The sequence below is a fragment of the Actinomadura chibensis NBRC 106107 genome (genome assembly GCF_001552135.1).
Classification (GTDB): domain Bacteria; phylum Actinomycetota; class Actinomycetes; order Streptosporangiales; family Streptosporangiaceae; genus Spirillospora; species Spirillospora chibensis.
Genome location: NZ_BCQP01000050.1, coordinates 100,932 through 111,275, shown reverse-complemented (window position 1 = coordinate 111,275; position 10,344 = coordinate 100,932). Strand labels below are relative to the sequence as shown.

Genomic DNA, 10,344 nt, shown 5'->3' with positions numbered 1-10,344 from the left:
GGCGACGGCACGGCCTGGGTGATCGGTGGCGGCGGTTCCATCTACCGGTGGAACGGCAGCGCCTGGGTTCAGATCGACGGCGAGGCGTCGCAGATCACTGTCGACCCCTCGGGTCTGCCCTGGGTCATCGGCAACGGCGGCTCCATCTACCGCCGGACATGCTGACTCGTCCAGGTGCGGGAATTCCCACCTGAACGCCACGCGAAGACGGGGCCGGAAACAGCGCGTTGCGCTGCTCTTCCGGCCCCTTGGCGTGCCTTCTGTTTCGCGCACACCCTCGACACCTGGCTCGCCGGGATGGTCACCTGGTCTCGCCGTGGGCCGCCGTGGTGCTCATCCATTACTGGTACGTCGCGCGTCAGGGCGACACGCCATCGACCTTCGCGGAGACGGTCAGGGGAGGGTGGGGATCCTCGGCGCGCTGTCGGTCCAGCCGACCTGGAGGTACAGCACCTTCTCGACCTTGCCGGGGACGTCGGGGGCGGCGCGCGAGGTGCTCAGCACGAGCGAGCTGCCCGGGTCGATGATCACGGTCTCGGTGACTCCGCGCAGGACCCGCACGTGCAGCCCGACGCCCTTGCGTCCGCGCTCGTCGGTGACCTCGCCGAGGGCGGTGACCCCGGGCATGGCGGCGAGCATCCGGTAGGCGGCGGCGCGCACCTTCGGGGACGCGGGGACGAAGCTGAGCAGGTCGGTCGCGCAGTTCTTCACGACCTCGTCCGCGGTCCGGCCCGCGGTGCGGTGGTCGCGCGGGATCGCCCGCCGCAGCGCGCTCCTCAGCTCGCCGGGGTCGGCGGGCAGGGCCTGGACCTGCTTGAACGTCAGGTCGCTGTCGCAGACCAGAAAGGTCTTGGTCTTGGTGTCCTTGTCGAGGACGGGGGAGATGGGGTTGGGGTCGGGCGAGCCGTCGCGACGGAAGGCGGGCGCGTCCTTGGCGGACATGGGGACGGCGCCCAGCCCCCGGTATCCGGTCCAGGACCGGCCGTCCGGGCGGCTCCACTGTCCGATCAACTGCTGCCCGAGCGTCCAGTACTTTCCGCGCTCGTTGTAGAAGGCCCTCGACTGCACCTCCAGGACGTGCCAGTACCGGCCGGTGGCCGGTGCCGCCTCGGCGTGCTCGGCGGCGGCGAGCAGTACGGTCTTCGCCGACATCGGCCGGGCGGCGGGCCCGCGGCCGGGGTCGGGCGCGCGCGGGCCCGTCCCGGACGACAGGACGACCACCCCTGTGACGGCGGCGGCGGTGGCGGTCAGGCCGAGGCCGCTCCACAGGGCGGGACGGCGCCAGGCGCGCCGCGTCGGCCGCTCGGGCTCGCGCATCCCGTCGAGGAGGCGGTGACGGACGGCGGCCTCGCCCTCCGGCGTGGGCGGCTCGTCCAGCATCGTGGCGATCATTTGCAGCTCGTCCATGGTCACGGTCCTTCCGTGTCGGCGGGCAGTGCGGCGCGCAGCTTCCGGCGCGCCCGGTTCAGGCGGGACCCGACGGTGCCGTAGGGGATGCCGAGGACGTCGGCGATCTCCTCGTGGGTGAACTGGGCGAGGGCCTTGAGCAGCACGACGTCGCGGTCCTCGCGGGACAGCGCGGCGAGCGCGCGGGCCAGGGACGGCTGGAGCCGTTCGGCCGACACCGAGGCCGCGACCCGGTCGTCGTGGCCGCCGGGATGGCGGTCCGCGCCGACCTGCGCGAGCGCCTGGTAGCGGCGGGTCTCGGTGCGGCGGTGCTGGGCGATGAGGTTGGTCGCGATGCCGAACAGCCAGGGCCGGACCGACCCGCGGGACGGATCGAAGGCGGCGCGGCGGCGGAACGCGGCGAGGAAGGTCTCGGCCACGACGTCGTCGGCCGTCTGCGGGCCGAGGCGTCCGGCGACGTAGCGGTGGACGTCGGCGTAGTGCCGGTCGTAGACGGTGGTGAAGCGGTCGCTGTCGTGGACGGACGCGGCGAGCAGATCCGCGTCCGTCGGGGCCGTGTCGGGTGGGGCGGTCACGCTACCGCCCTTTCGGTGGGGTCCGTCATGCGCACCTCCGGGAGGATGGTCGTCACCTCTACTCCGCTCGCCCCCCGGATCGCTTTCACGCCGAAGGGCAGCCCACGGCTGTATTGGAGCGCGCTTTACTCCGGTGTGGTCACGTCGTCCAGCCACAGGCGGCGGCTGAAGCCGCCGCGTTCGGCGCGCTTCCGGTGCGCCGCCTCCCGCACCTGCTCATCGGAGAAGCCGTGCGCTTCGGCGAGGGCCGCCAGCACCTCGTGGATGTCGGCCAGTTCCCCCAGCCGCTCGTCGGGCGCCGCATCCCGCAGCTCCTCGGTCTCCTCGGCGAGCTTGGCCATCAGCGCGCCGACCAGCTCCGCCTCGGCGAGGACGCGGACCTTCGCCGTTCGGCCCCCGGCCTCGATGATCTCCGGGATCCGGTCACGGACGAGCTTGCCGTAGACGATCGTTCGCCGCTGGCTCAAAGTGTCACCCTCCTGCCCGATACTGCTGGCGTGGACCGCCCGGCACGCCACCCTCCGACGGGCCTACCGGAGCGCGACAGAACTACTCCCGACCGTATGGAATCCGCCCGTAGGAGTCCGCAACCCATCCTGAGCCCACCGCCCCGGACACGGTCGGCCCTCGGCTCCACGAGCGTGAGCGTTGCGACCGCATGCCGAAATCCGCCTATCTCCGCCTGGTGTCATTTTCACGCGTCGATACTTCGCGATAAAGGCGGCGTGCGCATAAGGAAACCGGTCCCGCAACCGCGGGGCGGTTGCGGGACCGGAGAACGGGCCGGTATTCGACCTAGCGGATCAAACCTGCTTCACGACCGGCTTTGCCTTGCTGCCAGCGGTTTGGAACTTGAGCTGGGTCTTGTTGCTCACCACCGACTTGTCGGCTGAGCCGCCGCCTTTGACGATCACGCTGACGCTGACCGCCGTGCCCTTCGGCGGTGCCACCGTGAACGTCTTGGTCTGGCCCTTGCCGACGTTGTCGGCGCACCGGGCCTCCAGAATGTCGCCGACGCAGATCGCGGCGGTGTAGTTGCCCTTCTGCGTGACCTTGACGGTGACCTTGGCGGGGGCGGCGGCGTCGGCCGCGGAGGCCATGCCGAGTCCGATGGCCGCGGCGGCGCCGACGAGGGCGGCGCAGGTGGTGATTCGGCGGGCCGGGGAACTGCTTGCGGACATTACCTCTCCTCGATTCCTGATAAGGCCGAAGATCGCGGTCTCCGTGCGACCTCCGTGGGCCCTGGAGTACGAGGACCCGATCAAACTGGTTCAGCTTTATCGACCAATTTTTTTGATCGGTGATGCCGGTCGGTCGGCGGTAGGGAATTGTCCCGTTCCCAGCTGCGGCTGCGGTTTGCTCGCGTTTCGTCTGGTGCCGTGAATCGGGACGGGGCGGAAGATCAGACGGGGATGCTCAGGAGGTCTCTGGCGCCGTCGGCTCGGACGACGAAGCGTGCGATGTCGCCGAGCGGGATCGCCGTCCCGCCGTGCACCTGGAGGTGGTCGGGCGAGCCGATCGCGCCGTATCCCGTCGCCGGGACGACCCAGCCGGTCACCTCGCGCTCCTCGCCCTCGGTGGAGACGGCGATCAGGCGGCAGGTGCGCGGACCCGTGAGGTTGCCCAGGTCGAGGGCCACATGCGTGCCCCACCCCTTCTCCTGCATCGCCACGACGGCCGCCAGGCCGGACTTCGCGTCGTCGGCCGACCGGATCTCGCCCCAGCCCCGCAGGTCGGCGGGGACCGACCCGTGGCGCTGGGTCGTCCCGACGGCGACCCCGCCCGCGAAGAGGAGCACAGCGGCGGCGGCGAGCAGGAGGCGGGTGCGCCGGGCGCCACGTCCGAGCCCGCGTCGCTGCCGTCCGGGGTCGGTCGGGGCGTCGTCCCGCACGGGTCCGAGCCCGGTCAGCAGGTCGCCCGCGCCGCGGAGGCCGGGGAGTTCGGCGGCGCACCGCTCGCAGGCGGCGAGGTGGCCCTCGAAGGTCTTCGCGTCGGCGGGGGACAGCAGCCCCAGCGCGTAAGCCCCGACGTCGCTGTGCTCGACCCCGGCCGTCACGCCGTCACCCCTCTCTCCTCAAGGGCGACCCGCAGCGCTCGAAGCGCGAAGTAGACGCGTGACTTGACCGTTTCGACGGGGATCCCGAGCACCTCGGCCGCCTCGTCCACGGTGCGGCCGCTGAGCACCGTCTCGTTCAGGATCTCGCGGTGAGCGGCCGACAGCGCTCGGACGGATTCCACCACCAGGACGGTGCTCACGACAGTCTCCCACCCGCCGAGCGCGCCGCTCTGCGGCGTGAACCGCCCCTGACGATACGACGCGCAAGGATGATCCGCCAGGTTTTCGCGGGTTTGCGCGTCGTACCGGATCACCCCGGAGCGGTCGTCACGCTTCCTGTTTGACGAGCTTGCCGTCGGCGCCGACGACGAACCATTCGTCGTCCACGCCCTGGCCGCCGAGGTCGCCCGGCTTTTCGTCGCCCGCGTAGTAGTAGAGCGGCCAATCCCCATAGGTGGCCTGAAAGGTGCCCGCTGACCGCTGGGAATTCTTCAGCAGCGACTTGTCGATCCCCTGACCGGGCGAGACCTTCGTTTTGCTCGCGAGCGCGGGCCACGTGGCGATGCATTCGTCCTCGCAGACGCTGGTCCCGGCCCTGTCCTTGGTGAAGGCGTACAGGGCCCGTCCGTAGCGGTCGGTGATGATCGGCCCGAGTTCGGACCGGCTGACCTTGACGGCGACGTCCTCGCTCTTTTCCGCGTGACCCTTGTCGGACCCGCCGCAACCGGCGAGTCCGACGATCGCGACCGCACCGAGCAGAACAAAACGTGCGCGCATGAGAATGCTCCCTTTGGGTGGGCTGGAATGGATTGCACGTACCGCCCCGCTACACGTTGAGCGGACCGGGGCGGGTTCAATCCAATTCCTCTTTCTTCGGTTGAACCCGGCTTCAAGATCTCGTCGTACACCGGGGCACCTCAGACGCACGTTCACTCACTCCGAAGGAACCACCAATGCGCAAGAGCCTCATCTCATTGCCGATCACGGCGGTCTCGCTGGCGCTGCTGGGGACGGTCCCCGCGCACGCGGACGGTCACCCGACGCCCGGCTCCACCGCCGTCCAGGACGAGGGCCACGGGGCCGGTCACGGCGCGGCCCCGGGAGCCTCGGCGCGGCCCGCGCCGACCCAGAGCGGGCAGCGGCCGCAGGACGGGCGGAGTCCCGCGGTGAACAAGGCGCGCAACAAGCCGGTGTTCCTGGTGGCGAGGCTTTCCGGGGCCAACGAGGTCCCGGCCTCGGCGGGCGACGCGGACGGAAGCGGCACCGCCCTGCTCCGCGTCCAGGGCGACCGGGTGACCTTCGCCCTGGACTGGGCCGGGATCACCGCCCCGACACTCGGGCACATCCACCGGGGCCCGGCCGGTGTCAACGGCGACGTCGCGGTGCCGCTGTTCACCAGCGCGATGCCGGCGACGGTGACCTCGGCGGCGGGCGCCGTCACCGTCGCGGATCCCACGATCGCGGACGGCCTGCGCGCGCATCCGGGCAACTGGTACGTGAACCTGCACACCAAGGAGAACCCGAAGGGCGCCGTCCGCGCGCAGCTCGCGCCGCTCGGCGCCAGGCGCGACGTCCTGCGGCTGCTCAAGACCGGCGGTCGGCGCGCCTTCATGTCCGGTGACCAGGAGGTGCCGGTGAAGGGCGGCCCCGCGGTCGGCGACCCGGACGGCCGGGCGATCGCCTTCGTCCGCCCGGCGGGAACCGGCTCGCTCCGGTTCTCCATGGCCTGGATCGGCGTCGTCCCGAGCCTCGCCCACCTCCACCGCGGCGGGTTCGGAACCAACGGCCCGGTCGCCGCCGACCTGGTCACCACCGCCGTGCCCGGCACGATCTTCGCGGTGGCGGGCACCGCCACCGGGGTCGAGCCGAGCGTCGTCCAGGGCGTCCGCGCCAACCCGCGCAACTGGTACGCCAACATCCACAGCACCGAGTTCCCGGGCGGCGCCGTCCGCGGCCAGCTCAACGGCTGACCCGCTGCCGGACGGGGCCGGGGCGCGGAGGAGGACTCCCCGCCCCGGCCTTCTCCCGTGCCCGGCGGCGGTCACGTTCGCGCGGCCGCCGCCGGGCCTCTGGCTACTCAGGCGGCTCGTCCCATCGTCGGGGGAGCGGGAAGAGAAAAGCTCGGCACGGTGTGGTCACCGTGCCGAGCGCTCTGCCGGACGTGGGGTCAGACCGGAATGGTGAGCAGCGTTCCGCCCCCCTCGATCTTCACCTCGAAGCGGTCGAGGTCCTCGCGCTGGATCGCGGTGCCGCCGTGGGTGATCAGCGGCGCGGGCGAGCCGGGCACGCCGTAGCCCTTCGCGGGGACCCGCCAACCGGTGACGACCGTCCGCCGACCGGTGCGGGACACCGCCTCCAGCCGGCATTCGAGCGGCCCGCGGACGCCCTTCAACTCCAGCCCGACGTGCGTGCCCCAGGTCTTGGCCTCCAGCCCCACCAGGCCGCTCGCGCCCGTCCTGGCGTCGGAGCCGGAGTGGCGCTCGCCGGAGACGACCAGCGCCTGGGCCGGGCTGTGCGCGTGCCCGCCCTCCGCGGGACCGTCGTCGCCGATCCCGGCGCCCACGCTGACGCCGGTGGCGATCAGCGCGGCGGCCGCCGCGGCGCCGATCACGTATGTCCCGCGCCGGTGGCGGCGCTCGGCGCGCCGCCGTCGGCGCCCGAGATCGATCGGCCCGTCCGCGGGCCGCTCCGGGGCGGTCCCGGCCCCACCGCCGTCGGCGTCCAGGTCGTGGACGGCTTCGGTGAACTCGTCGAGGCCGGAGAACAACCCGGCCATGCCGCTCAATTCTCGGAGTTCGGCCGCGCATGAGGCACACTGTTCGAGATGCGCCTCGAACGCGCGACGGTCGTCCTCTTCGAGAAGGCCCAAGGCGTAGGCGCCGACATCGGTGTGCTCGACCTGCGAGGTCATGCCGTCACCCCCCTTTCTTCCAAAGCGACGCGCAGCGCGCGCAGCGCGTAGTAAACGCGGGACTTGACCGTCCCCACCGGAATGCCGAGCACTTCCGCGGCCTGGTTGACGGAACGGTCGCGCAGCACGGTCTCGGTCAGCACATCTCGATGAGGGGCCGAAAGCGCGTTCAGCGCCTCCGCCACGACCACCTTGTGCAAAAGACTTTCCATCTCGTCCGCGATGGGCAGGTGCGCGAGGGCCTTGTCACCGACCTCGGGCGGCCGAAGGTCCCGGGAGCGCCGATTGTCGATCACGATACGCCGAGCGACCGTGGCCAGCCAGGGCATCAGGGAGCCGGCCGAGGGGTCGAGCCGGTCCGCGCTCTTCCACGCCCTGATGAAGGTCTCCTGGACGACGTCTTCAGCCCATTGCCGGTCGCCCGCGGTGAGCCGCACGACGAAGGACGTCAGCGGCCGGTGGTACTCGCGGTACAACTCCGCGGCGATCTGTTCGTCATCGCTGTCGGGTGAGGGCCGGGGGAAGCGGACGACGTTCCGAAACCCGCCGGTGGTTCCTGATGAAGCCATGGCCAAGCGTCTCCGGGTCTGAGGGGTAGGCCCTAGAGGAACGGGCGATCAGCAGGACGTACGAGTCGGGCCGCACATCTGGTTCAACGGATTTGAGACTTTCTTAAGGTTCCCTTCGGAGTCCAGCGCCCCCACCAAAGCACCAAACCCACCCTGACCTGCGCATTACCCAGGAACCTCGACCGTCCGCCCACCTTAAACGCAATTATGGGCAACAGAAACCAAAACCCGAATCGAACATTATGTGCGCCCACAACCCGCCGAACCCCAGCCCCATCGAGGACCCGGTCGCCGTCCCGCCGCTCGATATCGACATAACTTGAAGCTAAATCCGCCTTAATCGCGAACATGGCGCGCTGGCGCGACCTTAGCTTCGGCGTCATGAAACGTCCTCGCATCCAGTATGTCGCCGCCGGCCTGATCAGTGTGCTCGGCCTCGGCGTCACCGCGTTCATCGCCAATGGGAAGATTCCCACGGCACCCGGCTCGTCTCAGGTCCAGGCCGACCGCGTCGCGAACACCGAACCGAAATTCGCCCCGTACGTCGACGGCAGCCTCTTCCCGCCGTTCGACCTGGTGGACACCGCGAAGAAGACCGGCGTCAAGGCGTTCACGCTCGCGTTCGTCACCGCCGGCGGCGGATGCACGCCGAAGTGGGGCGGGGTCACCGACCTAAACGCGAACCCGGTCGCGAACCAGGCGAACGCGCTGCGCGCCGCGGGCGGCGACATCCGCATCTCGTTCGGCGGCGCGTCCGGCAGCGAACTCGGGCTCGCCTGCACGAGCGCGGACGCGCTCGCCGCCGCCTACGACAAGGTCGTCACCGCGTTCGACCTCAAGCGGGCGGACTTCGACATCGAGGGCGCCGCGCTCCCGGACACCGCCGCCAACACGCGGCGGGCGCAGGCCATCGCCGCGCTGCAGAAGCGGCACCCAGACCTCAGGGTCTCGTTCACGCTGCCGGTCCTGCCGACCGGACTCACGCAGGCCGGCGTGGACCTGGTCGCGAACGCCAAGGCCCAGGGAGTGGCGATCGACGCGGTCAACATCATGGCGATGGACTACGGGCCGCCGTCCTCGGCGATGGGCGACCTCGCCGTGCAGGCCGCGACGTCCACCGAGGCGCAGCTCCGCGGGGTGCTCGGCGTGCGGTCCGCGTGGAGCCGGCTCGCCGTCACGCCGATGATCGGCGTGAACGACGTCGTCACCGAGACCTTCACGCTGGCCGACGCCGCGCGGGTCGCCGCGTTCGCGTCCGCGAAGGGCCTCGCGTGGACGGCCATGTGGTCGGCGAACCGCGACAAGCCGTGCCCGGGCGGCGCGAAGCCGCAGGCCGACGCCACGTGCAGCAGCGTCGACCAGCAGCCGTTCGCCTACAGCAAGGCGTTCGTCGGCTAGGCAGTGCTCAGGAGGTCGCGATCGACCGCGCCTTGGCGTAACGCGTTCAGCGAGATCTGAGGCGGGGGTGTCACCGGAGCCGGGCGGCCGCCCGCGAGTGGGGGGAGACGGCGGCCGCCCGGGGTCCCGGAGATCAGCCGTTGAGCAGTTTCAGCATCTGCCTGATCTCACCGGTCGTGCTCAGCACGACCTGTTTCGCGTAGGCCTTGGTCGCGGGATCGGCCCCCTCCTTGATTTCCCTTTGTGACATCTCCACCGCGCCATGCTGGTGGCCGATGAACAGATTCAGGAACACGGTCTCGAAACTGGCCTTGTCAGCCTGTTCCAAAGCCTTGATCTCCTTGGCGCCGGTGGCCGGTCCGGCGCCGTGAGAGGCGTGCTCGGGCGTGTGCCCACCGAGCGTGGTCGGCTTCGACCACGCGGTGAGCCGGGACGTGATCTGCCGCAGCTCGCCCGTCTCGTCGCGCCGGGCGGCGGCGGCCAGGCTCCTGATCTCCTTGCGCCGGGAGCGTTCGGCGGCGGGGCGGAGCAGTTCCAGCGCCTGCCGGTGATGCTCGACCATCATCTGCAGGTACACGACGTCATCGGCGTTGTACCGGGCCGCCGGGCTCTTGTCCGGCGCGGGGTCCGCCGGTCCGCTCGCCTTCGGACCCGTGCCGCACCCCGTGAGCAGGGCGGACGCGAGGAGCGTCCCGGCGATCAGGTGTCGACGGCGGGTTCCGGCGAGGGGGCGGTCCGGGACGGATGCGGTGGGTCGGTCACTGCGGTCCGCGGGGGCGCCCGTCATGCCGCTTTCGCGGGCGCCCCGCGCGCGGCGCCGCCGACGTTCAGGTCGATGCAGCTGTAGAACGCGTTCGGCGTGTCGCCGATGTTCCACACCGCGAGGACGGTCCGGCGTCCCGGGAACCTGCTCAGGTCGACCTTGTGCGTCACGACCGCCGCGGGCTGCCTGTTGCCGTCGTCGATGACGGCGACGCGGGTGCCGCCGACGAAGTACTCCCACGTCGTGGTCCGGTGGCGGGCCGTGAGGACCCACGTGAACGTCGCCGTGGTGCCGACGTTCTTGGCCGACCACCCGCGGCTCTCGTCGGCGAGCACGGAGAACCGGCCGACTCCGCCGTCGCAGCGGCGCAGTCCCTTCCGTCCTTCCACGCTCTGGGGCTCGAACCGGATGGCGCCGCAGTCGGCGACCGCGCCCGCGGCGCACAGCGCCTGGCGGCTCGGCGGCGAGGAGACGTAGCCGTGCGCCGAGGCGGGCCCGGCGACGACGATCGTCGAGGCCGCGGCCGTGAGCGCGGCGAGCGGGTACGCGATGATCCTTCGCATGAATGCCTTCCCTTTCTCCGTCCGGCCGAGGGGATTTCCGGCGGCCGGTCGACAGACAGTACGAAAACCATCCATAAGGGAGGGTTAGCCCGAATGGAAAGC

General features: G+C 70.9%; 14 protein-coding genes. 3 read left to right on the top strand and 11 right to left on the bottom strand.

Annotated features, from left to right (window positions below; all coding sequences use genetic code 11):
• Window positions 1–165 (top strand): tectonin domain-containing protein (locus tag ACH01S_RS46930; RefSeq protein WP_502687058.1); only part of this gene is annotated, 165 nt, incomplete at its 5' end.
• Between the two features lie 228 nt (window positions 166–393).
• On the opposite strand, the gene ACH01S_RS28345 is transcribed toward ACH01S_RS46930, so the two are convergent.
• From ACH01S_RS28345 to ACH01S_RS28315, 7 genes are all read right to left on the bottom strand, one after another.
• Complete coding sequence (locus tag ACH01S_RS28345) at window positions 394–1,407, bottom strand: CU044_5270 family protein (RefSeq protein WP_067898128.1); 1,014 nt, start codon at window positions 1,405–1,407, stop codon at window positions 394–396.
• 2 nt (window positions 1,408–1,409) lie between these two features.
• Window positions 1,410–1,982: an RNA polymerase sigma factor gene (locus tag ACH01S_RS28340; RefSeq protein WP_067898125.1), complete on the bottom strand. Its 573-nt coding sequence runs from the start codon at window positions 1,980–1,982 to the stop codon at window positions 1,410–1,412.
• Between the two features lie 125 nt (window positions 1,983–2,107).
• Window positions 2,108–2,449 carry a nucleoside triphosphate pyrophosphohydrolase gene (locus ACH01S_RS28335; protein WP_067898122.1) on the bottom strand — a complete coding sequence of 114 codons (342 nt, stop codon included), beginning with the start codon at window positions 2,447–2,449 and terminating at the stop codon, window positions 2,108–2,110.
• A gap of 336 nt (window positions 2,450–2,785) precedes the next feature.
• Complete coding sequence (locus ACH01S_RS28330) at window positions 2,786–3,163, bottom strand: hypothetical protein (protein ID WP_067898120.1); 378 nt, start codon at window positions 3,161–3,163, stop codon at window positions 2,786–2,788.
• Between the two features lie 221 nt (window positions 3,164–3,384).
• Complete coding sequence (locus ACH01S_RS28325; protein WP_067898117.1) at window positions 3,385–4,038, bottom strand: anti-sigma factor family protein; 654 nt, start codon at window positions 4,036–4,038, stop codon at window positions 3,385–3,387.
• Window positions 4,035–4,238: a sigma factor-like helix-turn-helix DNA-binding protein gene (locus ACH01S_RS44625; protein ID WP_169809365.1), complete on the bottom strand. Its 204-nt coding sequence runs from the start codon at window positions 4,236–4,238 to the stop codon at window positions 4,035–4,037. Before ACH01S_RS44625 ends, ACH01S_RS28325 begins: the two co-directional genes overlap by 4 nt.
• Window positions 4,239–4,365: 127 nt before the next feature.
• Window positions 4,366–4,815 carry a COG4315 family predicted lipoprotein gene (locus tag ACH01S_RS28315; protein ID WP_067898110.1) on the bottom strand — a complete coding sequence of 150 codons (450 nt, stop codon included), beginning with the start codon at window positions 4,813–4,815 and terminating at the stop codon, window positions 4,366–4,368.
• A gap of 176 nt (window positions 4,816–4,991) precedes the next feature.
• Here ACH01S_RS28315 and ACH01S_RS28310 point away from each other — a divergent pair, with 176 nt between their 5' ends.
• Window positions 4,992–6,008, top strand: coding sequence for a CHRD domain-containing protein (locus ACH01S_RS28310; RefSeq protein WP_067898107.1), 1,017 nt, complete (start codon window positions 4,992–4,994; stop codon window positions 6,006–6,008).
• A gap of 197 nt (window positions 6,009–6,205) precedes the next feature.
• Here the strand turns inward: ACH01S_RS28310 and ACH01S_RS46210 are convergent, their stop codons facing one another.
• Both ACH01S_RS46210 and ACH01S_RS28300 read right to left on the bottom strand, forming a co-directional pair.
• The gene (locus tag ACH01S_RS46210) at window positions 6,206–6,949 is read right to left on the bottom strand and encodes an anti-sigma factor family protein (RefSeq protein ID WP_067898105.1); all 744 of its coding nucleotides are present in this window, start codon (window positions 6,947–6,949) and stop codon (window positions 6,206–6,208) included.
• Window positions 6,946–7,518: a sigma-70 family RNA polymerase sigma factor gene (locus tag ACH01S_RS28300; protein ID WP_067898102.1), complete on the bottom strand. Its 573-nt coding sequence runs from the start codon at window positions 7,516–7,518 to the stop codon at window positions 6,946–6,948. Before ACH01S_RS28300 ends, ACH01S_RS46210 begins: the two co-directional genes overlap by 4 nt.
• A 381-nt stretch (window positions 7,519–7,899) precedes the next feature.
• Here ACH01S_RS28300 and ACH01S_RS28295 point away from each other — a divergent pair, with 381 nt between their 5' ends.
• Entirely contained in the window at window positions 7,900–8,916 is a 1,017-nt protein-coding gene (locus ACH01S_RS28295) for a chitinase (RefSeq protein ID WP_218010428.1), read from the top strand.
• Window positions 8,917–9,049: 133 nt separating this feature from the next.
• On the opposite strand, the gene ACH01S_RS28290 is transcribed toward ACH01S_RS28295, so the two are convergent.
• Together ACH01S_RS28290 and ACH01S_RS28285 are read right to left on the bottom strand one after the other, a co-directional pair.
• Window positions 9,050–9,493: a DUF305 domain-containing protein gene (locus tag ACH01S_RS28290; RefSeq protein ID WP_148344404.1), complete on the bottom strand. Its 444-nt coding sequence runs from the start codon at window positions 9,491–9,493 to the stop codon at window positions 9,050–9,052.
• A 206-nt stretch (window positions 9,494–9,699) separates the two neighbouring features.
• Complete coding sequence (locus ACH01S_RS28285) at window positions 9,700–10,242, bottom strand: lytic polysaccharide monooxygenase auxiliary activity family 9 protein (protein ID WP_083981230.1); 543 nt, start codon at window positions 10,240–10,242, stop codon at window positions 9,700–9,702.
• Window positions 10,243–10,344 lie beyond the last annotated feature (102 nt).

Bases quoted from the DNA above. Each gene is read 5' to 3' on its own strand.
- ACH01S_RS28345 (WP_067898128.1), bottom strand. From the start codon at position 1,407: ATGGACGAGCTGCAAATGATCGCCACGATGCTGGACGAGCCGCCCACG.
- ACH01S_RS28330 (WP_067898120.1), bottom strand. From the start codon at position 3,163: ATGTCCGCAAGCAGTTCCCCGGCCCGCCGAATCACCACCTGCGCCGCC.
- ACH01S_RS28315 (WP_067898110.1), bottom strand. From the start codon at position 4,815: ATGCGCGCACGTTTTGTTCTGCTCGGTGCGGTCGCGATCGTCGGACTC.
- ACH01S_RS28310 (WP_067898107.1), top strand. From the start codon at position 4,992: ATGCGCAAGAGCCTCATCTCATTGCCGATCACGGCGGTCTCGCTGGCG.
- ACH01S_RS46210 (WP_067898105.1), bottom strand. From the start codon at position 6,949: ATGACCTCGCAGGTCGAGCACACCGATGTCGGCGCCTACGCCTTGGGC.
- ACH01S_RS28300 (WP_067898102.1), bottom strand. From the start codon at position 7,518: ATGGCTTCATCAGGAACCACCGGCGGGTTTCGGAACGTCGTCCGCTTC.
- ACH01S_RS28295 (WP_218010428.1), top strand. From the start codon at position 7,900: ATGAAACGTCCTCGCATCCAGTATGTCGCCGCCGGCCTGATCAGTGTG.
- ACH01S_RS28285 (WP_083981230.1), bottom strand. From the start codon at position 10,242: ATGCGAAGGATCATCGCGTACCCGCTCGCCGCGCTCACGGCCGCGGCC.